We start from the raw sequence: 21536 nt of genomic DNA on the forward strand, positions 1-21536 counted from the left end.
TAAATTGAAAATGGCGATACTTTCAGCGCAAGGTTTCGCTGAACTTTTAACAAATAGCGTATGTAGCTGCCTCATAGCTCAGGCCCCAGCGCGAAGTGCAGCCGCAGCGGCTTGTCTTCCTCGGTGATCCCCACCGCCAGATCCAGCCTGACTTGACCTATGGGGGTTACCCAGCGCACCCCGACCCCGGTGCCTATCTTCCAGGCCTCGCTGTAATCGTTGGTGGCGGTGCCGCCATCCACGAACAGGGCGCCAAGCCACTTGTCGCTGAAGCGGTAGTTGTACTCCAGACTGCCCACGCTGGTGTAACGGCCCCCGGTCAGCTTGCCATCGTCCCCCTTTGGAGAGACGGTCTCATAGCCGTAGCCACGGATGGTCTGATCGCCACCGGTGAAGAAACGCAGGGAAGGCGGCACCAGGGAGAAGTCGTCGCCGACGATGGCCCCCTGCTCGACCCGCATCAGGAAGCGGTGATCCTCCCCCAGAGTCCGCAGCCACTTGCTGCGCCCCCACACCCGCATGAAGTTGATGTCAGAGCCCCAGTAAGGACTGGAAAACTCCATCGTCAGTTGCTGGCGATCCCCCCAGTCCGGCACCAGGCCACCACGCACCCGCAGCCGCGACCAGGAAACACCCGGGATCAGCAGCAGGCTGTTCCCCTCGTCGTTACCCTGCACGTAGCGCTCGTTCTCCAACCGGATGAAGACGTCTCTGTCCCAGCTCTCCGGCCGCCGCGTCCAGCGGTGCACGCCGAAGGTGGCCAGATCGGAGCGGGTATCGTTGTTGTCGGTGTACTGGTAACCCGCCTGCAGGGAGTAATAGTCCCGCAGCGGGTTGCCCACCGGGATCTGGTAGTCGAAGCTGAGCTCCGCCTCCGGGGCCGAGATCTTGGCGGTACTGGAGAGGCTGTGGCCGTAGCGGTTGACCCAGGGTTTCTCCCAGGTCGCGCTCAGCCGCGGCCCGACGTCGGTGGCATAGCCGATACCGGTCTCGATCTCGTGATCGACCCGGTTGGCGAGCGTCACCTGCACCGGCACCCGGTTGCCCTCGGCCTGGCTGATCATGGGTTTGATGTCCACCTGCTTGAACAGCTTGGTGGAGGAGACATCCTGGGACATCTCGGCGAGGCGGATCGCCAGATAGGGATCGCCGCTCTTGATGTTGATCAGCGGCCGGATGAGGCGCAGTGCCTCCGGCGTCGCATCGTAGTGGATGTCGCCGAAGTGATAACGGGGGCCTGAGCGGAACAGGATGAAGATCTCGGCCTTGCCCTGCTCCGGGAAGACCTTGACCTGGCTCTTGCTGATCTTGGCGTCAAAGTAGCCGCGCGCCAGCCCCAGGCTGCCGAGATCCGCCTTGATGGACTCGTACTTGCCATGGTTGAGGGGCTCCCCCTCCTTGAGGGGCAGCTTGTCCAGCAGCTCGCTGTAGACCTCGTCACTGCCCGCATCCCCTTCCAGCAGGATGTCGAGGCGCGAGATGAGCACAGGCTTGCCCTTCTCTATGGCGATCACCACCTTGGCGGGAGCTTGCTTGTCGCGGCTCAGGGTGATCTTGGGCTGGTAGTAGCCGTAGACCTGCAGGGCTTGCTGCACGCTCTCGGTGATCTTGGCGCGGGCGGGGCGATACTGACGCTCCTGATAGACGGGTAGGGCATTGAGGTAGGCTTCGACGTTATCCTTCTGCTCCCCTTTGACCCCCTTGATCTGGTAGGTCAGTTTGGCCGCCATGGCGGGCGTCACCAGCAGCAACAGGCAGAGCGCGAGCCCCCACGGGGCCAGCCCACGACGAAGCATGCACCGGAGCGATCGGTTTCCTGCTGGCTGGATAGGATAGCATCCTGTCAAACGTAATTTTCCCCGCATAACATGATTAAAAAGCTGTCATATTTAGAATGATAATGAGGCTCACTCGGTGGCAAGCGCCGTGCATCCTAGCATAATCGGCGCGGCGACCGCAGCGGGATCCCCCATGGGGCCCTCCCCTATTCTGGCACCACTCCGCCCGTAACATAGCGACCAGACAGGGAAAATCCCATCCAGAGCGGGCGAAAGCGAACACTCTCTCGGCAGAATGGTACAAAAAATCCCCGCCACGGGGGCTCGGCCAGCGTCCCACAGGTGGCGTCTCCTGCGGTTTTCACCGCCTGCGTCACGCGACAAACCCTGTCGGAAAAGCGGCGACAGCGGACCGGGTGGCCGCGGCATGACTGGACATCAGCCCTGCCATCAGCGTGCACCCTTCTCGCTATTCAACAGGAAAATAAATTTAAATCAATAAGTTGAATGGGTGAGATGAAAGCTTCGTTCAATCCAATCGATTTATCCCGCTGCCACTGGGCGCCCACCTGCTCCACACTGATGACATCAATCGCAGGAGACACCCCATGCCCTTACGTAGCGAACAGATGGCTGACTACATCGCCGACCGGCTCGAGTTCATCACCTTCCTGGCCTGTTGCAGCGCCCTGCTGGCCCTGCTGACCGGCATGAATGGCCAGCAGGCCCTGGCCTTCACCGCCCTCAACCTGCCCTTCGGGCTCGCCCTGCTGCTGGGGCTGGCCATGCTGGCGCCGCTGCCGCTGCACTGGCGCCTGCCCGGCATCACCTTGCTGCTGGCCGGCGGCGCCCTGCTCACCCTGCAACTGGGCGGTCAATGGCTCAATCCGCTGGCCATCTGGAGCCTGTATGGGCTGCTCGGGCTGGAGATCCTGTGGCAGGCTCGCCCCAGGGCGCGTCTGGCGGCTGACGCACGGGGCTAATTCGGGTAATCTTGCGCCCCCTGTTATCCGCCCACCATCCACTCATGGAGCGCCCACATGAAAAAAGCCTGTGCCCAACACATCCTGGTCAAGACTGAGAAACAGTGTCTCGAGATCAAGGAAAAACTCGCCAAGGGCGCCGACTTCGGCCAGATGGCCAAGCGTTTCTCCACCTGCGCCTCCGCCAAACGCAGCGGCGATCTCGGGGAGTTCTCCAAGGGTGACATGGTCAAGGCATTTGACGATGCGGTGTTCAAGGGCGAGCTCCTCACGGTGCTGGGCCCCATCCGCACCAAGTTCGGCTTCCACCTCATCAAGGTACTCTACCGCAACTGATCTGCCGGGCTCGCCACCGACGCGGGCCACTCTCCCACTGCCCCCTCCTTGAGCCAGACAGGCAAAACCCCGGAAGCTGGATGAATTTAATAACGTTATCAGGCGATTAAGTTTATCCTTCTGAGCATTGTCCATCATCACCCGTGGATCTCCCCTATGCCCAGCTATCTGTGGTGGCCCCTGCTGGCCTGGCTGTTGCCCCTCATCGGTGCCCTCGGCAGCCGTACCCATCTCTGGCCCTGGTGGCTCGGCTTCGGGCTCTGCCTCGCCAGTGCGCTGATCGGCCTGGGTCTGTTGCTGCGCCTGCCCTGGAGCCAGCATCGCACCCCCAGCCTCTGGGGCGCCGTTCCCCTGCTGCTGCCCCTGCTGTTTGTGGTGCAGGCGCTGCGCTCGCCGCTCACCAACGACGTCAGCACGGATCCCTATCATCCTCCCCGCCTCCTGTGGGCAGAGCAGCTTAGATCGGCGCAGGATCTGCCCGTCAATGCCGGGCCCCTGTCCGCCTTTGCCGGCAACCCGGCCCCGCTCTATACCCAGGCCTCCCCAGCCGAGGTCCTCGCCGAGGCGGATGAGTTGATGACGGAGCTGGGCTGGCAGGTGAGCGCGAGCCCGGACGGCCTCGATGCCGTGGTGACCTCGGGCTGGTTCGGCTTTCAGGATGACGTGGCGCTGCGGGTCTTTGCCGGCCTCAAGGAGACCCGCGTCGACATGCGCTCCGCCTCCCGTCAGGGACGCAGCGATCTGGGCGTCAACCGGGCACGGATTCAGGATTTTTTGATCCGCCTGAACGAGCGACTGGGAGGGGCCATCAAACCCAAGATGCAGACAGTCGATGAGGATCTCCATGCGCGTTGAGGTAAAAGCTGACCGGGAATATGCCTGGTTTATCCGCCCCTTCTTCTGGCTGCAGAAGCGCAACTACGGCCAAGTGCTGATCCCGGGCAAGTGCTGGGGTCGCTCCCCACGGCTGTTCGCCGCCGTGGCCACCCTGTACGGGGTCATCAACCGCAGGCGATCCCCCATAGACCCCGTGCTGCGCTCCCTGGTCACTGTGCGTGTCTCCCAGCTCAACTGGTGCCGCTTCTGCGTCGACATCAACGCCATGACCTTGGTAAAGAGAGCCGGCTCAAGCGCCAAGGTGGAAGCCCTGGCCCAGTGGCGAGACAGCCCCCTGTTCGATGAGCGGGAGCGGGCCGTGCTCGATTACACCGAGGCCATGACCGGGCTGGACGGAGTGAGCGACGAGCAGGCGCTGCGCCTCAAACCCTGGTTTGACGACGACGGCCTGGTGGAGCTGACCGGCCTCATCGCCTTCCAGAACATGTCGGCCAAGTTCAACGCCGCCCTCGACATCGCGCCTCAGGGCTTCTGCCAGTTGCCGGTGCAGCCGGTGCGCCCCCCGTCGGGCGACGATCAGCACCAAGACAAGGCGCCCTGATGACGCGCACCCGCCTGCTGCTGTTGCTGGTGATGGGGGCCCTCATCGCCGCCTTCTTCGCCTTCGATCTCGGCCGCTATCTGAACCTCGGCGCGCTGCAGGCACGCCAGGCGCAGCTCTCCGTCTGGGTAGAGGGGAACTTCGCCCTGGCCGCCCTGCTGTTCCTGCTCGTCTACGTGCTCAGCACCGCCCTCTCCCTGCCCGGCGCCAGCCTGCTGACCCTGGGGGGCAGCGCCGTCTTTGGCGTCGGTTGGGGGTTGTTGCTGGTGTCGTTCGCCAGCTCCCTCGGGGCCACCCTGGCCATGCTCAGCGCCCGCTTCCTGCTGCGGGACTTTCTGTTGCGAGAGGGGGTAAAAGCTCGCTTTGGCGACAAGCTGACCCAGTTCGAGCAGGGGATGGCGAAGGATGGCGCCTTCTATCTGCTGAGCCTGCGCCTCATCCCGCTGTTCCCCTTCTTCCTGGTCAACCTGCTGATGGGGCTCACCCCCATACGCGTCGGCACCTACTACTGGGTGAGCCAGCTTGGCATGCTGCCCGGCACCTTCGTCTATGTGCTGGCGGGCAGCGAGCTCGCGACCCTCACCAGCACCGGCAATATTCTCTCCCCCGGCCTGATGGTGGCGCTGACCCTGCTCGGGATCATGCCGCTGCTGATGAAGCAGCTGATGAAACGCTTGGCCCTGCGCCGCCTGCATGCCCCTTATCGCAAACCCGAACGCTACGACTACAACTTGCTGGTGATAGGGGCCGGCGCCGGTGGCCTGGTGACCAGCTATATCGCCGCCGCGGTGAAGGCCAAAGTGGCGCTGATCGAGCAGCGCAGCATGGGGGGGGATTGCCTCAATACCGGCTGCGTCCCCTCCAAGGCGCTGATCCGCGCCGCCCGCTTCGCCGCCGAGCAGCGCCGCGCCGCCGAGCTGGGCTTCACCCCCAGCCAATCCCGTGCCGATTTCGCCGCCGTGATGGCGCGTATCGCCCTGGTGATCAAAGCCGTCGAGCCCCACGACTCCATCGAGCGTTATCAGGGGCTGGGGGTAGAGTGCATCCAGGGCGCCGCGCGGCTGATCTCCCCCTGGGAGGTCGAGGTCAATGGCCGGCGCCTGTCCAGCCGCCACATCGTCATCGCCACCGGCGCCAGGCCCAGAGTGCCGAGCCTGCCTGGATTGGCAGAGGTGCCCTACCTCACCTCGGACAGCCTCTGGCAACTGCGCGCGGCGCCACGCCGACTGCTGGTGCTCGGCGGCGGCCCCATGGGTTGCGAGCTGGCCCAGAGTTTCGCCCTGCTCGGCATCCCGGTCAGCCTGGTGGAGCTGGCCGATCGGCTGCTGCCGAGGGAGGAGCCGGAAGTAGCCGCACTGTTGCAGGCCCAGATGGAGGAAGACGGGGTGCAAGTGCTCACCGGCTGGCGGGTCGAACGGGTCGAGAGCGGGAACCTGGGCGAGATCCGCCTGCACCTGAGCAGAGACGCGGAGCGCATGATGATAGAGGGAGACCAGTTGCTGCTGGCCCTCGGCCGGGTCGCCAACGTGGGCGGCTTTGGCCTCGAAGAGCTGGGGGTGACCCTGGCAGCGGGCGGCACCCTGGCGGTCGATGGTTTCCTTGCCACCAACTACCCCAGCATACTGGCGGTGGGGGACGTGGCCGGTCCCTATCAATTCACCCACGTCGCCGCCCATCAGGGCTGGTACGCGGCGGTCAACGCCCTGTTCGCGCCCCTCAAGTGTTTTCGGGTGGACTACCGGGTGATCCCGACCGCCACCTACACCAGCCCGGAGATCGCCCGAGTGGGATTGAACCAGGGCGAGGCCCGCGCCCGGGGCATCCCCTTCGAGGCGACCCGCTTCCCGCTGGCCGAACTCGATCGCGCCATCACGGATGGCGATCGGCAGGGGTTCGTCGAGGTGTTGACGGTGCCGGGCAAGGACAGGATCCTGGGTGCCACCATAGTGGGCACTCACGCCGGCGAGCGGCTCGCCGAGTTCGTGCTCGCCATGGGCCAGGGGCTGGGGCTGCGCAAGATCCTCGCCACCGTTCACGCTTATCCGACCCTGATGGAGGCCAACAAGCAGGTGGCCGGACGCTGGCAGCAGGCCCATCAACCCCTGCGTCTGCTGCCCCTATTGGCCCGTTATCACGCCTGGCGCCGCGGTGCCTGATCCCTTTTGCAGAAGGTCATCCCATGTTCAAGACCCGATTTAGCACCTTGCTCCGCCCCTTGCACCGGGCCCTGCTGCTCGGCGTCCTCCCCCTGCTGATGGCGAGCCCGTTGCGGGCGAGCGAACAGCCGCTGGATGAGTCGCGCTGGCAGCAGACGCTCCAGGAGGCCCGTGGCCAGACCGTCTACTTCAACGCCTGGGGCGGCAGCCCGGAGATCAACAGCTATCTGGTCTGGGCCGGCCAGGAGATCGAGCGTCAGTACGGGGTCAAGCTGGTGCAGGTGAAGGTGGATGACATCGCCCAGAGCGTCAGCCAGCTGCTGGCCAACCAGCAGGCGGGCAAGACCGAAGGTGGTCCCATCGATCTGCTCTGGGTCAACGGCAAGAACTTCAAGGCGCTCAAGGAGCAGCACCTGCTGGGCACCCCCTTCAGCACCGAGCTGCCCAACATGGCGCTGGTGGACGAGACGCTGCCGGTGACGGAGGACTTCACCGTGCCGGTCGAGGGACTGGAAGCCCCCTGGGGCATAGGCCAGCTCAACCTCATGGTCAATGAGCAGGAGGTGGCGACCCCGCCGACCTCGGCCCAGGCCCTGCTGACATGGGCCCAAGCCCACCCCGGCCGTTTCACCTACCCCAAGCCGCCGCAATTCCACGGCTCCAGCTTCCTCAAGCAGATCCTGCTGGAGTTGACGCCCGATCCCGCGCCTCTCTATCGGGAGGCGACCGATGCCGACTTTGATCGCCTGAGTGCGCCTCTCTGGGCCTGGCTCGACGCGCTGCACCCCGTGCTCTGGCGCAAGGGCAAGCTGTTCCCCACAGGCGCAGCCGAGACTCGCCAGCTGCTGGACGACGGCGAGCTCGCCATGGCCATCAGCTTCAACCCCCAGGAGGCGCAGAGCGCGGTTCAGAACGGCACCCTGCCCCCCACCGTCAAGGCGGTAGCCATGGCGAAGGGCGCGCTGACCAACAGCCACTTCCTCGCCATTCCCTTCAATGCCAGCGCGAGGGCCGGCGCCAAGGTGGTGGCCAACTTCCTGCTGAGCCCGGACGCCCAGGCCCGCAAGGCGGACCCCGCCTTCTGGGGCGATCCCAGCGTGCTGGATCCCGCCAAGCTCGGCGTCAAGGCCATCTCCACCACGGGGGCACCGGCACTGCGCTTCAAGGCGGTGGCTGAACCTCACCCCAGCTGGCAGCTGCGGCTGGAAGCGGCCTGGGCCCAGCGCTACGGCCACTGATCCATGAACATCCGTCCATGAACACCCAGGCCTGGCGCCTCCCCTTGCTCTGGCTGTGCGCCCTGCTGCTGGCTGCGCCGCTCGCCGTCGGCCTGCTGCTCCTGCTGGCCGACGGCGTGGCCCAAGACAACCTGCGCCTGTTGCTGGCCCAGCCCGGGCTCTGGCACTCCCTGGGCCTGAGCCTCTGGATAGCGAGCGCCTCTACCCTGGGGGCCCTGCTCTTTACCGCCCTGCTGCTCGCCCAGGGAGATGGCAGCCGCTGGATGGGGCTGCTGCTGCGCCTGCTCTCCCCGCTGCTGGCGCTGCCCCACGTGGCCTTTGCCATCGGCTTTGCCTTTTTGCTCGCCCCCTCCGGCTGGCTGTTGCGGCTGCTTTCCTCGCCGCTGGGCTTCGCCAGCGTCCCTCCCGACTGGCAGACCCTCAAGGACCCCGCCGGTCTAGGCCTCATCCTCGCACTCATCCTCAAAGAGACCCCCTTCCTGCTGCTGATGGCGCTCTCGGCCCTGGATCCGGCCAAGGTGGCGCGTCAGCAGTGGATAGGCGTGAGCATGGGCTTCAGCCTCCCCCAGATCTGGTGGCGCCTGCTGCTGCCCGCCCTCTGGCCAGCCCTGCGCCTGCCGCTCTACGCGGTGGCGGCCTATGGCATCGCCGTGGTGGATCTCGCCCAGTTGCTGGGGCCGGATGCGCCAGCCCCGCTGGCGGTGCGGCTCTGGCTCTGGTATCAGGACGCCGATCTGCACTGGCGCGGGGCCAGTGCCAGCGGCGCCCTGCTGCTGCTCGCCAGCGGTCTGTTGCTGCTCGCCGGTTTGCGGCTGCTGGAGTGGGGGCATCTTGGCCTTGGCCGGCGCCATTGGCTCGATGGCCGCCGCGCGGCCCCTGCTTGCCTGGCCCGGCGTCTGGTCGGGGGGGGCGCCATGGGGCTGCTCGCCATCAATCTGCTGGTGCTGGCCTCGCTGCTGCTCTGGTCCCTGACCCGCCGCTGGCCCTTCCCAGAGCTGTGGCCTAGCCAGTGGAGCGGCCACCACTGGCTGGTGCTGCTGCCTACCTTGAGTCCACTGCTATGGCAGAGCCTGTTGCTCGCCATCGCGAGCGCCGGTATTTCCCTGCTGCTGGTGGTGCTCAGCCTGGAGGCGCAACAAAATCGACGCCCCTGGCCACTCTGGCTCGTCTGCCTGCCGCTGCTGCTGCCCCAGGCCAGCCTGCTGTTCGGGCTGCGCTTGGGGGCGGACTGGCTCGGCGCCTGGTGGCAGGGCTCTTGGTTGCAAGGCTCTTGGTTGCAGGGAAGCGGCATCGGCTGGGGCTGGGTGCTCTGGAGCCAGCTGCTGTTCGTGGCCCCCTATGTCTACCTCTGCCTGCACGGCGCCTATCGCCAGTTCGACCCTCGTATCGTACAGGCGGCGCAACTGCTCGGGGCCAGCCCCTGGCGCGCCTGGTGGCGGGTGAAGGCCCCCCTGCTGGCGCGCCCCCTGCTGTTCGCCTTCGGGGTCGGCGCGGCGGTGAGTCTGGCCCAATACCTGCCGACCCTGCTGTTTGGCGCCGGCCGGGTCGTGACCATCACCACTGAGGCGGTGGCCATCGGCAGCGGCCTCAACCGGCGGCTGGCGGGGCTCTACGGCCTGCTGCAACTGCTGTTGCCGCTGTGCATCTACGCCCTGGCACTCTGGCTGCCGGCCCGCATCAACCCAGCCCTGAGGCACAACTCATGACGGTGAAACCCTGACCATGCTGCACAGCACCCCACTCATACTTCACCTCGCAGGCAGCCCCCTGCTCACCCTGCCTGCGCTCGAGGTGGCCCCCGGCGAGGTGCTGACCCTGATGGGACCAAGCGGCTGCGGCAAGAGCTCACTGCTGGCGGCAATGGCAGGCGTGCTGCCCGGCGCTTTGACGGGAAGAGGCCCCTTTCGGCTGGAGGGCGATCTCTGGCTGGGTGAGCGACTGCTCACCCCCCTGCCCCCCCAGCGGCGGCGGATCGGCATGCTGTTCCAAGAGGACTTGCTGTTTGCCCACCTGACGGTGGCCGAGAACCTGATGTTTGGCATGCCCGCCCGGCTCAAGGGGCAGGCCGCCAGGCGGGCCTGTGCCCTCGAGGCATTGGCGCAGGTGGCATTGATGGATCAGGCGGACAAGCTGCCCGGCCAGCTCTCCGGCGGCCAGAAGGCCCGCGTCAGCCTGCTGCGGGCCCTGCTGGCCGAGCCCGAGGCGCTGCTGCTGGATGAGCCTTTCTCCCGGCTGGACAAGCCGCTGCGGGCCGCATTCCGGACCCTGGTGTTCGCGCAGATCGCAGCGCGACAAATACCCGCCATCCTGGTGACCCACGACGAGGACGACGCGCCGGGCGCCATATTGACACTGACAACCCCCTGCTCTGACAAAGAGGAACCCGACCTTGTTTGACCGCCATCTTATCCCCCTGATCCGCCGCCCCCTCGCCGCCCTCGCCGCCCCCTTGTGCCGGGCCGGGTTGAGCGCCAACCAGATCAGCCTCACCGGCTTTGCCATCGGCATGCTGGCACTGCCGCTGCTCGCCTTCGGCCTCTATCAGCCGGCGCTTGTCGCCATCCTGCTGAACCGGCTGCTGGACGGGCTGGACGGCGCCGTGGCGCGGCAGACGGCGATCACCGACTGCGGCGGCTTTCTCGACATCACCCTCGACTTCATCTTCTATGCCGCCGTGGTGCTGGGCTTCGCCCTGAGTGCCCCGGCCAACGCCCTGCCCGCCGCCACCCTGCTGTTTGCCTTCATGGGCACGGGCTCGAGCTTCCTGGCCTTCGCCATCATGGCGGGCAAGCGTGGCATCGAGAGCCCCGTCTATCGCCACAAATCGCTCTACTACCTGGGCGGGCTCACCGAGGGCAGCGAGACCATAGCCCTGTTCGTGCTGATGTGCCTCTGGCCCGCCGCCTTCGGGTGGCTTGCCTACGGCTTCGCCCTGCTCTGCCTCATCACCACCCTGACCCGACTCTGGAGTGGCTACCACAGCCTGCGGGACTAGATGCATTTGGCTATGCCTGCTCGCACTGAGCACTTGCGCGCAGGCACCAATGTTTTACCATGACACCACTTAGTTTCAGGCTCCCGAGATCCCCTATGCGCCGCCTTGTCTGCCTTCTCACCCTTTCCGCCTTGCCGCTGATCCAAAGCTGCAGCAGTACACCGCCCCCCGCAACTGTGGTCAAGCCACAGCCAAACAGCGCCTTCATCAACCAGACGCCGCCGAGCAAAGCTGTTTACAGCCAAGGGGTTAGCAAGGGTGACTTCGCCAATCGCCCCAACGTGGACAGGTTCGTGCAGCGCATGGTCGAGAAGCACGGCTTCGACAACGCCGAGCTGCACCGGGTGCTGGCCCAGGCCCAGCGCTACGACTGGATCATCAAGCTGATGGACGCCCAGGCCCCCACCACAACGCCACCGACCGGCCCGACCGGCGCCTGGAACCGCTATCGCGCCAAGTTCATCACCCCGGACAACGTGCAAAATGGCGTCAACTTCTGGCGTGAATACGAGGGCGAGCTCAACAGGGCGCAGCAGATCTACGGGGTGCCGCCGGAGATCATCGTCGGCATCATTGGGGTGGAGACCCGCTGGGGTCGGGTGATGGGCAAGACCCGCATTCTGGATGCGCTGGCCACCCTGGCCTTCGACTATCCGCGCCGGGCCGATTTCTTCACGAGCGAATTGGAAGCCTTCCTGGTGATGACCCGGGACGAGGGCATGGATCCCACCGAGCCGCAGGGCTCCTACGCCGGCGCCATGGGCTACGGCCAGTTCATGCCATCCAGCTTCCAGAGCTACGCGGTGGACTTCGATGGCAACGGTCACACCAACCTCTGGGATCCGGTGGATGCCATCGGCAGCGTGGCCAACTACTTCAAGGCCCACGGCTGGGAGAAGGGCCAACCGGTTGCGGTGCGCGGCCAGGGCCAGCTGCCCGGCTATGAGCACGGCTTCCAGACCCGCTATCCCGTCGCCACCCTGCGCGGGGCTGGCCTCGCGCCCACCGGTTCGCTGGGCAACCACCAGCAGGCGAGCCTGCTGCGCCTGGACGTCGGCACAGGCTACCAATACTGGTACGGCCTGCCGAACTTCTACGCCATCACCCGCTACAACCACAGCACCCACTACGCCATGGCGGTATGGCAGCTGGGTCTAGCGGTGAGAGACGCCAAAGGCAGCTATTAACGCTGCATCTTGCTAACAAAACGGGCCCGCTGGGCCCGTTTTGTCATTCGTTTTCCAATAGCCAGCGCTTGAGCAGGGCCGCAAGCTGCGCCTGCTCGGCCTGGGTCAGGGGCGCCAACAGGCGGCGCTCGTTCGCCACATGCCGCTCCACCGCTCGCTCGATCAGCTCCCGCCCCTCCTGCGTCAGGCAGACCAGCAGGCTGCGCCTGTCGCTTGGCGCCGCCTGCCGCTCGATGAGACCCCGCTCGGCCAGCTTGTCGAGCCGGGCCGTCATGGCCCCCGAGGTCAGCATGGCGGACTGATAGAGCGCGGTGGGGGTCAGCGGTTCATCGGCGCGTCTTAAGGTCGCCAGTATGTCGAAGTCCGAGCCCAGCAGGCCGCACTCCTTGAGATCTTCGCTCACCTCGCGCCCGGCGATCGCCGCCATCCGCGCCACCCGGCCCAGCACCCCCATGGGGCTACAGTCGAGATCCGGCCGCTGTCTGGCCCACTGCACCAGCAGCAGATCTACATGATCAGACTCCATCATGGCTCCATTATCTTTTCGTAAAGATACTTGATAATAAACCAACTCGTGGCTAATGTATCTTTACTTAAAGATACTTATCAATGAGATACCCATGCCACTGCTGATCGCCCTGCTCGCCCCCTTGCTGTGGGGGAGCACCTATGCCCTCGTCAGCCTCTATCTGACCGACTACTCCCCTTACTGGGTGGCGGTGTGGCGCGCCCTGCCCGCCGGCGTGCTGCTATTGTTGCTGCACCCGAGCCGGCCGCCGCTGACCTGGAGCAGGCAATTCCTGCTGGCGTTTTGCAACATCACCGCCTTCTTCGCCCTGCTGTTCGTGGCGGCCTTTCGCCTGCCGGGGGCCGTGGCGGGCACCCTCGGCGCTACCTTGCCGCTGATCCTGATGGCGCTGGCCTGGCTGCAGGATGGCAAGAGACCCACCCTGAAGTGGCTGTTGCTGGGGCTGATGGGGCTCGCGGGCGTGTTGCTGCTGCTCAACCCCTCCGCCAATCTGGATCCCGTCGGGGTCGCCTGTGCCCTGCTCGCCACCCTGCTCATCGGCCAATCCAGCCGCTGGATGCAACGCTGGCCGGTGAGCGATCTGCTGGCGCTGACCGCCTGGCAGCTGCTGCTCGGCGGTCTGATGCTGATCCCGATCGCCTGGTGGCTGGCGGGCCCCATGCCGATGCCGCACATGGCGAGTGCCCCCGGACTGGGCTGGCTTATTCTGCTCAACACCGCACTGGCCTACTGGGCCTGGCTGTGGGGCCTCAAGCGCCACGGCCCCGAGGTAATGGGCATGCTGGCCCTCACCAATCCCATGGTGGCGGTGTCGCTGGGCGTGCTCATGGTGGGGGAGACCCTGGACGGCCGCCAGTGGCTCGGCATCGGGGTGATCCTGCTCTCCCTGTTCCTGATGAAGCTGCCGGCGAGGCCCTTCTTCAAACGCTGGCAGGCCCGCAAGGCAAGCACCGGCAATGGCCGATGATCGATGCGAGGCCTGCGCGGCGCATAAAACGCCCATAAAAAAGAGGAGCCACCAGGGCTCCTCTTTTACATGGGGTGATCCGCAGAGGGCGTCAGACGCCGGCCTTGGCCAGGGCGGCGGAGACGATCAGCTGGGCCTCCTGCTGGATCAGGTCCAGGTGTGCCTCACCCTTGAAGCTCTCCATGTAGATCTTGTAGATGGACTCGGTGCCGGAGGGGCGCGCCGCGAACCAGCCGTGCTCGGTCACCACCTTGAGGCCGCCGATGGCGGCGTCGTTGCCGGGGGCGCGGGTCAGCTTGGCGAGGATGGGATCCCCCGCCAGGCTGGCGGCTTCCACCAGAGCCGGATCCAGCTTGGAGAGCACGGCTTTCTGTGCGCTGTTGGCCGGGGCATCGATGCGGCGGTAGCTGGAGCGGCCGAACTTGGCCTCCAGAGCGTCGTAGTGGGCCTGGGGATCCTTGCCGGTGACGGCCAGGATCTCGGCCGCCAGCAGGGCCAGGATGAAGCCATCCTTGTCGGTGGTCCAGACGGTGCCGTCCTTGCGCAGGAAGGAGGCGCCCGCGCTCTCTTCGCCGCCGAAACCGAACTCGCCGCTGTAGAGGCCGTCAACGAACCACTTGAAGCCGACCGGCACCTCTTTCAGGGTGCGGCCAATCTCGCCAGCGACCCGGTCGATCATGGAAGAGGAGACCAGGGTCTTGCCGACGGCAGCCTCTTTTGCCCAACCGGTTCTGTGGGTGAACAGGTACTGGATCGCCACCGCCAGATAGTGGTTCGGGTTCATCAGGCCGGCCTTGGTGACGATGCCGTGACGGTCGTAGTCAGGATCGTTGCCAAGGGCGATGTCGAACTTGTCTTTCAGCGCAATCAGGCCAGCCATGGCGAAGGGGCTGGAGCAATCCATCCGGATCTTGCCGTCCTTGTCCAGGGTCATAAAGGAGAAGGTCGGGTCGACGCGGTAGTTGACCACCTCGATGTCGAGGTCGTAACGCTTGGCGATCACGTCCCAGTAGGCGACACCGGAACCGCCGAGCGGGTCGACCCCGATCTTGATGCCGGCGCGTTTGATGGCGTCCAGGTCCAGCACGTTTTCCAGATCGTCCACATAGGGGGTGACATAGTCGTGTTCGACCACGAACTCACTCGCCAGCGCCTCGGCGAACGGCATCCGCTTCACCCCGGCGAGGTTCGCTTCCAAAATGGCGTTGGCGCGGTCTTCCACCCACTTGGTGATCTCACCCTCGGCGGGACCGCCGTGGGGCGGGTTGTACTTGAAGCCACCGTCTTCCGGCGGGTTGTGGGACGGGGTGATCACCACGCCGTCCGCCAGGGCCGCCGGTTTGCTCGCCCCTTCTTTGCCAGAATTGTGGCGCAGTATGGCGTGGGAGATGACCGGGGTCGGCGTGAAGCCGAGGCCAGCCTGAATGCGCGTCTCGACGCCGTTGGCCGCCAGCACTTCCACCGCGCTGGCAAAAGCGGATTCCGACAGGGCGTGGGTATCCATGCCGACGAACAGCGGACCCGAGATCCCCGCCTGCTGGCGGTACTCCACCAGCGCCTGGGTCACCGCCAGGATGTGGGATTCGGTGAAGGCGTTGTGCAGAGCGCTGCCACGGTGGCCGGAGGTGCCGAAGGCCACTCGCTGCTCGGGGCGGCTCATGTCCGGCTTGTTGAGGTAGTAAGCGCTGACCAGACGGGGGATGTTGGTCAGATCGCTGAGGCGAGCCGGCTTGCCGGCGTGAGGATGCTGTGCCATGACGTTTTCCTTGAGCGAGGCCTTGCCGACAAGGCCTTAAGTCTGTGATGCGTTAAACTGCGCCGCACACCCGCGCAGTCAGATCCTCGTCGTACCCCATGCTGGCCATCAGCTGGGCCACCATGTTCTGCTTGCGGCTGGTGTTGGTGTTGGTAATCACCCAGAACGGGGTATCCGGCACCTGCTTGGGCTTGGTGGTGCTGCCACTGGCCCGCAGTGCCTCGGGATCCTGAGAGAAATAGACGCGCTTGCGGCCCTTGATCTCGGTCGCCTGGGTGAAGCTCTCCGGGTTGTCTCTATAGAGGGTACTCAGCACCAGCATGAAGCGGTTGATGGACTTCTCTTCCTGTTGCAGCGCGCCGGAGTCGAGCAGCGCCTGCAGTCCCATGGCATCGGCCGGGGCCACTGGCTGGGCCTGCACCGCCGGTTCGACGGTGGCGGGCACTCGCGCCGAGGCTGGTTGTTCCAGCAGGCGGCGCAGGATATCGGAGGCACTCTCGCCGATGTGCCGGGTCTGGCTCGCGATAAAGAAGTAGAGATCGTCATCAAGCTCGATGGTTTTCATAGGGATGCGCTGGACTCGTCGAAGTTCGGATGCGGCGATTATACATAGGCAAACCCGGCAGCCCAAGGGAGCGGCTGGCAGATGTGCATGAATCTCATCGAGAATACGGCATAATGCGGGACCAAGTGTGTGATCCCCCGCACTGATAGCGGATCCCGGGCGGTTTTTTTGGAAAAAAACCACATAAGAAACCTCCCAAAAAGAATGAAATCCTTTTCTTTCAATAGATTAAAAATCAGGCCCGCGTGCCAACGACCGATGAAGGTGTCATTTTGCAACACAACCCTCCTTTGAATTTCAAACAACAAGGCCAGGGAGCCCCCGTCGTGCTGATCCACGGTCTGTTCGGCAGCCTGGACAACCTCGGCCTGCTGGCCCGCCCCCTGAGCGAACAGTACGGCGTCATCAGCCTGGATCTGCGCAATCACGGCGCCTCCTTTCATTCAGACGAGATGAGCTACCCCCAGCAGGCGGCCGACGTGCTCGCCCTGCTGGACAAGCTCGGTCTGGACCAGGTGGCGATTGTGGGCCACTCCATGGGTGGCAAGGTCGCCATGCAGCTGGCCAAGCAGGCGCCCGAGCGCGTCAGCAAGCTGGTGGTGGCCGACATTGCCCCGGTCGCCTACCCCCACGCCCGCCACAAGAATGTGTTCGCCGGGCTCAATGCCACCCTCGCCAATCCGCCCCAGAGTCGCAGCGAGGCCGAGGCCATGCTGGCCCAGCACATCGAGATCCCGGGGGTACGCCAGTTTCTGCTCAAATCCTTCGCCAAGGGGGAAGCCGGTTGGGGCTGGCGCTTCAATGTGCCGGCGCTCGAACACAACTACGCCAACATCATGGGCTGGCCCGACGACCAGACCCGCTTCGATGGGCCGACGCTGTTCATCAAGGGGGGGGATTCGGACTATGTGCTGCCGGAATACACCGATACCGTGATGGCGCAATTCCCGGCCGCCAAGGCCCGCGTCATCGCCGGAACCGGCCACTGGCTGCACGCCGAGAAGCCGGTTTTATTCAATAAGCTGGTTGTGGATTTCCTGTCGACAGGCGGTTAACAGTTTCAAATCCTTTGTGATATAGTGCGCCCGTCATAAGGAGTGTGCGCAATCCATGCTGAGTGAACATATCGATCTGATCGAGAGTCTGGGCCTGAAGTTGTTCTTCGTGGCCATCTTCCTGCTGATTGGTCTGGCCATTCACGACGTGCTCAAACGCGGCAACGTGCCCCGTTTCGGCCGCCTCGTCGTCTGGCTGGTTCTGTTTCTGGGTTGCGCGGGTTTTGTCGCCAAGGGGCTGATCGAAATGGGCTGGGAAGGCTCAGGGATCGGCTAACTTATTTTCATCTGTGATGTATGGCCAAACAGCAAACTGATCGAACAACACTGGATCTGTTCGCAAGTGAGAAGCGCCCCGGCAGGCCAAAGACCAATCCACTCCCCCGTGAGACCCAACTCAAGATCAACAAGCGCAACCAGCTCAAGCGCGATCGGGAGAATGGCCTGAAACGGGTAGAGTTAAAGGTGGAGGCCGAGTTGCTGGAGCGCCTGAACCAACTCGCGCTGCAACAGAACGTCAGCCGAGCCGAGCTGATCCAATCTATCCTGAAGCAACAGATTGAGTCTGCTTTTGCAGCAGGCGTCGCAATCTGACCGTTAAGCATTAACACCAGATACGGGTAACTAAACACTATGGCTAGTGTAGGTCTGTTTTTCGGCAGCGATACCGGTAATACCGAAGCTGTCGCCAAGATGATCCAGAAAGAACTGGGCAAGCAACTCATTGAAGTTCATGACATTGCCAAGAGCAGCAAGGCCGATATTGCCAACTTCGATCTGCTGATGTTTGGCATCCCGACTTGGTACTACGGTGAGTCTCAAGCTGACTGGGATGACTTCTTCCCCGAGTTGGAAGAGATCGACTTCACCAACAAGCTGGTAGCCATCTTCGGCTGTGGCGATCAGGAAGACTATTCCGAGTACTTCCTCGATGCCATGGGCACCCTGCGCGACATCGTCGAAGCCAAGGGCGCCATCATCGTCGGTCACTGGCCGACCGCCGGCTACGAGTTTGAAGCCTCCAAGGCGCTGGTCGATGACAAGCACTTCGTCGGTCTGGGCATCGACGAGGATCGCCAGCCTGAGCTGACCGCCGAGCGCGTCAAGGGTTGGTGCAAGCAGCTGCACGAAGAGCTGAATCTGGGCGAGCTGGCGTAAGTCACCTGCTCCCAAGACAAGGGCCCCACTGGGGCCCTTGTTGTTTCTGCGGCGCGGCTCGTCAGCCGCCCCTGTGCTCCGGCTTGGATCTCACGTAGAGGGTGCGCCTGACCTGGGCCACCAGCTCGCCGCGCTTGTCCTGCACCTGCACCTCGAACTCGGGGAAGTGCTTGTCTCCCCCCTCGGTCGCCGCGACGATGGACGCCAGCTTGGCGTCGGTCAGATTGAACTCGGCCACCAGCATCCCCTTGCCCGGCTTGATGTAGTTGATGCTGCCCGCCTTGTCCCAGACGTAATAGCGATTCTTGAAGTGCCCCATCAGCATCAGCGGATAGATGGGATCCGTCATGGCGAACATGCTGCCGCCAAACTGGGTCCGGTTCGCATTCTTGTTCCACCAGCGGGATTTCAGAGTGACCCTGCAGAAGCGAAAATCGGCGCTCAGGGTTTCTATCTTGATACCGGCTCCCCAGAAGGGAGGCCAGGCGTTGAGGGCGTGGCGCACCCAGGCTGCGTTGCCAAAAAGCCAATCCATGGATCTCATCCGACCAGACAATAGAGAAATTACATATTATCAACATTCCCCGCGGGAGCAAGCCGAACCACGCCGCGACAGATTTATCTTCAGACCCGGGTTATCTGCTAAAGCCCTTGAATTGCTGGGTTTATTTTTACGCTGGCTACGACCTATAATGACAGGCTAAACGAGTTCGTGGTTGCCATTCCCTCGGCAGTCAATCAGAATAACCACACCTTCGAGAATGCGAATAAGTAGAATATGGCAGACCACAATCAAGCATTAAAAAAGGCCGGGCTCAAGATCACCTTGCCCCGCGTCAAAATCCTGGAAATCCTGCAACAGCCGGACTGCCAGCACACCAGTGCGGAAGATCTGTACAAACGGCTGATCGATCAGGGTGAGGAGATTGGTCTCGCCACCGTCTATCGCGTTCTCAACCAGTTTGATGATGCCGGTATCGTTACCCGTCACCACTTCGAAGGCGGCAAGTCGGTGTTCGAGCTGGCCACCCAGGAGCACCACGACCACCTGGTCTGCCTCGACTGTGGCAAGGTGATCGAGTTCTCCGACGAGGTGATCGAGCAGCGTCAGCGCGACATCGCCAAAGCGCACAACATTCGCCTGACCAACCACAGCCTCTATCTGTATGGTCACTGCGCCTCCGGCGAGTGCAAGCACGACGAGTAAGTCTCTGCGCGTCAGCCAATAAAAAAGCCAGCATCACGCTGGCTTTTTTGTGTCCGTCATCCGGACAAGAGTGGCGGGGTCTCCCCCGCCCTCTTCCTCTATCAGGCTTCGGCCTTACCCCAGACGTCGCGCAGGGCGACGGTGCGGTTGAACACCAGGTGTTCGGCACTGGAGAGCTTGTTGTCGGCGCAGAAGTAGCCTTCGCGCTCGAACTGGTAGGCAAACTCCGGCTTGGCATCTTTCAAGGAAGCTTCCACGCGGGCCCCTTCGATGATCACCAGAGACTCCGGGTTCAGTGCAGCTTCGAAGTCGTCTTCGGCAGCCGGGTTCGGCATCTTGAACAGGCGATCGTAGAGACGGATCTCCGCCGGCAGGGAGTGAGTGGCACTGACCCAGTGGATCACGCCCTTCACCTTGCGGCCGTCCGCCGGATCCTTGCCCAGGGTTTCGGGATCGTAGGAGCAGTAGATGCAGGTGATCTTGCCGTCCGCATCCTTCTCGACCCGCTCGGCCTTGATGACGTAGGCGTTGCGCAGGCGCACTTCCTTGCCCAGCACCAGACGCTTGAACTGCTTGTTCGCCTCGATCTTGAAGTCCGCCTCGTCGATGAAGATCTCGCGGCTGAAGTGAAGCTCGCGGCTGCCCATCTCCGGCTTGTTCGGGTGAGCCGGCGCATTCAGCACCTCGTCGGCGGCCAGGTTCTCGATGACGACCTTCACCGGGTGCAGCACGGCCATAGCGCGCGGTGCGTTCTCGTTGAGATCCTCGCGGATGCAGGCTTCCAGCATGCTCATCTCGACGATGTTGTCCTGCTTGGTCACGCCGATGCGCTTGCAGAACTCGCGGATGGAGGCCGGGGTGTAGCCACGGCGGCGCAGACCGGAGACGGTCAGCATGCGCGGATCATCCCAACCGCTGACGTGCCCCTCGGTCACCAGCAGGTTCAGCTTGCGCTTGGACATGACGGTGTATTCGAGGTTCAGACGGGAGAACTCGTACTGACGGGGGTGGCAATCGATGCTGATGTTGTCCAGCACCCAGTCATACAGACGGCGGTTGTCCTGGAACTCCAGGGTGCACAGGGAGTGGGTAATCCCCTCCAGGGCGTCCGAGATGCAGTGGGTGAAGTCATACATCGGATAGATGCACCACTTGTCACCGGTCTGATGGTGATGGGCAAACTTGATGCGATAGATGACGGGATCGCGCATCACCATGAAGGGGGATGCCATGTCGATCTTGGCACGCAGGCAGGCGCTGCCCTCGGCCATCTCGCCGCTCTTCATTTTGGTGAACAGGGCCAGGTTCTCTTCGACGCTGCGATCGCGGAACGGGCTGTTCTTGCCAGGGGCCGTCAGGGTGCCACGGTATTCGCGCATCTGCTCGGGGGAGAGCTCGTCCACATAGGCCAGACCCTTCTCGATAAGCTCGATGGCGTAGCCGTGCAGCTTGTCGAAATAGTCGGAGGAGTAGCAGATCTCGCCGCTCCACTGGAAGCCGAGCCACTGCACGTCCTGCTTGATGGACTCCACGAACTCGATGTCTTCCTTCGCCGGGTTGGTGTCATCGAAGCGCAGATTGCACTGGCCCTGATAATCGCGGGCGATGCCGAAGTTCAGGCAGATGGACTTGGCGTGACCGATGTGCAAATAGCCGTTCGGCTCTGGCGGAAAACGGGTATGCACGCTCTTGTGCTTACCGCTGGCCAGATCTTCATCGATGATCTGACGGATAAAATTGGTTGGGCTGCTCGCCTCGCTCATGAATTCACCTCGAAAGTCTCAGCTCATGGGGCAACCGCGCGCCCCCGCTTAGAAACCGACAATGATCCACTATTCACCCATGAGGCTCAACAGGAATTTGCCGCCGCGCCCTGCACAGTATCACGCCAGACCGTCTTTCCATCGGCGCAGTGCCTGGTTCCCGACGTCATGCTCCCTTTCTTTAGTCGCCATGGAGGTGCGAGCAAGGGATTTGCGGAGCCGAAAAGCACCATGGGCACCTTGCCTGAGCATGGAAGCCCGCTTTTGAGTAAAAATAAAACGCTATTTACACTGGTTATTTCGACATCAAAATTCAACTACCTAAAAATGATTGCCAACAATCAGCGCATCACACTACAAAAACAGATTAAGTCGGCATAAACAAAAACCAGGTGTTTTCCAAATCACATCATCCTAGTATCCTG

At 63.4% G+C, this 21536-nt stretch carries 24 protein-coding genes; 17 read left to right on the plus strand and 7 right to left on the minus strand.

Annotation, left to right across the window (positions count from 1 at the left end):
* Positions 1-71: 71 nt before the first annotated feature.
* The gene (gene tamA, locus BN1124_RS11335) at positions 72-1796 is read right to left on the minus strand and encodes an autotransporter assembly complex protein TamA (RefSeq protein ID WP_156128279.1); all 1725 of its coding nucleotides are present in this window, start codon (positions 1794-1796) and stop codon (positions 72-74) included.
* 590 nt (positions 1797-2386) lie between these two features.
* Here tamA and BN1124_RS11340 point away from each other — a divergent pair.
* The 10 genes from BN1124_RS11340 to mltB all read left to right on the plus strand — a co-directional run bounded on the left by BN1124_RS11340 (position 2387) and on the right by mltB (position 12111).
* Positions 2387-2761: a hypothetical protein gene (locus BN1124_RS11340; RefSeq protein WP_042641950.1), complete on the plus strand. Its 375-nt coding sequence runs from the start codon at positions 2387-2389 to the stop codon at positions 2759-2761.
* A 57-nt stretch (positions 2762-2818) separates the two neighbouring features.
* Entirely contained in the window at positions 2819-3097 is a 279-nt protein-coding gene (locus BN1124_RS11345) for a peptidylprolyl isomerase (RefSeq protein WP_033129332.1), read from the plus strand.
* A gap of 156 nt (positions 3098-3253) precedes the next feature.
* Complete coding sequence (locus BN1124_RS11350) at positions 3254-3952, plus strand: DUF1499 domain-containing protein (RefSeq protein WP_042641952.1); 699 nt, start codon at positions 3254-3256, stop codon at positions 3950-3952.
* Positions 3942-4535 carry a carboxymuconolactone decarboxylase family protein gene (locus BN1124_RS11355; RefSeq protein WP_042641954.1) on the plus strand — a complete coding sequence of 198 codons (594 nt, stop codon included), beginning with the start codon at positions 3942-3944 and terminating at the stop codon, positions 4533-4535. Before BN1124_RS11350 ends, BN1124_RS11355 begins: the two co-directional genes overlap by 11 nt.
* Entirely contained in the window at positions 4535-6691 is a 2157-nt protein-coding gene (locus tag BN1124_RS11360; protein ID WP_042641956.1) for an FAD-dependent oxidoreductase, read from the plus strand. The genes BN1124_RS11355 and BN1124_RS11360 overlap by 1 nt, the downstream gene beginning before the upstream one ends.
* A gap of 23 nt (positions 6692-6714) precedes the next feature.
* Positions 6715-7929: an ABC transporter substrate-binding protein gene (locus BN1124_RS11365; protein WP_042641957.1), complete on the plus strand. Its 1215-nt coding sequence runs from the start codon at positions 6715-6717 to the stop codon at positions 7927-7929.
* 17 nt (positions 7930-7946) lie between these two features.
* Positions 7947-9635 (plus strand): ABC transporter permease subunit, encoded by a 1689-nt coding sequence (locus tag BN1124_RS11370; RefSeq protein WP_042641959.1) that lies wholly within the window; start codon positions 7947-7949, stop codon positions 9633-9635.
* Between the two features lie 16 nt (positions 9636-9651).
* Complete coding sequence (locus BN1124_RS11375; RefSeq protein WP_042641961.1) at positions 9652-10326, plus strand: ATP-binding cassette domain-containing protein; 675 nt, start codon at positions 9652-9654, stop codon at positions 10324-10326.
* On the plus strand, positions 10319-10924 hold the full coding sequence (locus BN1124_RS11380; RefSeq protein ID WP_042641963.1) for a CDP-alcohol phosphatidyltransferase family protein: 606 nt from the start codon (positions 10319-10321) through the stop codon (positions 10922-10924). The genes BN1124_RS11375 and BN1124_RS11380 overlap by 8 nt, the downstream gene beginning before the upstream one ends.
* Before the next feature lie 95 nt (positions 10925-11019).
* A complete protein-coding gene (gene mltB, locus BN1124_RS11385) occupies positions 11020-12111 on the plus strand; it encodes a lytic murein transglycosylase B (protein WP_042641965.1) in 1092 nt (363 codons plus the stop codon).
* A gap of 43 nt (positions 12112-12154) precedes the next feature.
* Here mltB and BN1124_RS11390 read toward each other — a convergent pair whose 3' ends face one another.
* On the minus strand, positions 12155-12637 hold the full coding sequence (locus BN1124_RS11390; protein ID WP_042641966.1) for a MarR family winged helix-turn-helix transcriptional regulator: 483 nt from the start codon (positions 12635-12637) through the stop codon (positions 12155-12157).
* Positions 12638-12731: 94 nt separating this feature from the next.
* Here BN1124_RS11390 and BN1124_RS11395 point away from each other — a divergent pair, with 94 nt between their 5' ends.
* On the plus strand, positions 12732-13607 hold the full coding sequence (locus tag BN1124_RS11395; RefSeq protein ID WP_042641968.1) for a DMT family transporter: 876 nt from the start codon (positions 12732-12734) through the stop codon (positions 13605-13607).
* 91 nt (positions 13608-13698) lie between these two features.
* Here BN1124_RS11395 and pgm read toward each other — a convergent pair whose 3' ends face one another.
* Genes pgm through BN1124_RS21560 form a run of 3 tightly spaced genes read right to left on the minus strand, consistent with a single transcriptional unit; the run spans position 13699 to position 16266 of the window.
* Complete coding sequence (pgm, locus tag BN1124_RS11400) at positions 13699-15363, minus strand: phosphoglucomutase (alpha-D-glucose-1,6-bisphosphate-dependent) (protein WP_042641970.1); 1665 nt, start codon at positions 15361-15363, stop codon at positions 13699-13701.
* 52 nt (positions 15364-15415) lie between these two features.
* Positions 15416-15928: a replication initiation negative regulator SeqA gene (gene seqA / locus BN1124_RS11405; RefSeq protein WP_042641971.1), complete on the minus strand. Its 513-nt coding sequence runs from the start codon at positions 15926-15928 to the stop codon at positions 15416-15418.
* 38 nt (positions 15929-15966) lie between these two features.
* A complete protein-coding gene (locus BN1124_RS21560; RefSeq protein WP_197066212.1) occupies positions 15967-16266 on the minus strand; it encodes a hypothetical protein in 300 nt (99 codons plus the stop codon).
* Between BN1124_RS21560 and BN1124_RS11415 the strand changes: the two genes are divergently transcribed.
* From BN1124_RS11415 to fldA, 4 genes are read left to right on the plus strand one after another with little or no spacing between them, the layout of a single operon-like run.
* Positions 16219-16983: an alpha/beta fold hydrolase gene (locus tag BN1124_RS11415; RefSeq protein ID WP_042641975.1), complete on the plus strand. Its 765-nt coding sequence runs from the start codon at positions 16219-16221 to the stop codon at positions 16981-16983. The two genes, BN1124_RS21560 and BN1124_RS11415, sit on opposite strands and share 48 nt — an antisense overlap.
* Positions 16984-17038: 55 nt before the next feature.
* Positions 17039-17260: a DUF2788 domain-containing protein gene (locus BN1124_RS11420; RefSeq protein ID WP_033129318.1), complete on the plus strand. Its 222-nt coding sequence runs from the start codon at positions 17039-17041 to the stop codon at positions 17258-17260.
* Positions 17261-17280: 20 nt separating this feature from the next.
* Positions 17281-17577, plus strand: coding sequence for a LexA regulated protein (gene ybfE, locus BN1124_RS11425; RefSeq protein WP_033129317.1), 297 nt, complete (start codon positions 17281-17283; stop codon positions 17575-17577).
* A gap of 39 nt (positions 17578-17616) precedes the next feature.
* A complete protein-coding gene (gene fldA, locus BN1124_RS11430; RefSeq protein ID WP_033129316.1) occupies positions 17617-18141 on the plus strand; it encodes a flavodoxin FldA in 525 nt (174 codons plus the stop codon).
* Positions 18142-18202: 61 nt separating this feature from the next.
* On the opposite strand, the gene BN1124_RS11435 is transcribed toward fldA, so the two are convergent.
* Positions 18203-18676, minus strand: coding sequence for a DUF4442 domain-containing protein (locus BN1124_RS11435; RefSeq protein WP_042641977.1), 474 nt, complete (start codon positions 18674-18676; stop codon positions 18203-18205).
* A 243-nt stretch (positions 18677-18919) separates the two neighbouring features.
* Between BN1124_RS11435 and fur the strand changes: the two genes are divergently transcribed.
* Positions 18920-19348: a ferric iron uptake transcriptional regulator gene (gene fur, locus BN1124_RS11440; protein ID WP_042641979.1), complete on the plus strand. Its 429-nt coding sequence runs from the start codon at positions 18920-18922 to the stop codon at positions 19346-19348.
* 101 nt (positions 19349-19449) lie between these two features.
* On the opposite strand, the gene glnS is transcribed toward fur, so the two are convergent.
* Complete coding sequence (glnS, locus tag BN1124_RS11445) at positions 19450-21111, minus strand: glutamine--tRNA ligase (protein WP_042641981.1); 1662 nt, start codon at positions 21109-21111, stop codon at positions 19450-19452.
* Here glnS and BN1124_RS21565 point away from each other — a divergent pair.
* Positions 21028-21492 carry a hypothetical protein gene (locus BN1124_RS21565; RefSeq protein ID WP_197066213.1) on the plus strand — a complete coding sequence of 155 codons (465 nt, stop codon included), beginning with the start codon at positions 21028-21030 and terminating at the stop codon, positions 21490-21492. The two genes, glnS and BN1124_RS21565, sit on opposite strands and share 84 nt — an antisense overlap.
* Positions 21493-21536 lie beyond the last annotated feature (44 nt).

The sequence above is a fragment of the Aeromonas eucrenophila genome (genome assembly GCF_000819865.1).
GTDB lineage: Bacteria > Pseudomonadota > Gammaproteobacteria > Enterobacterales > Aeromonadaceae > Aeromonas > Aeromonas eucrenophila.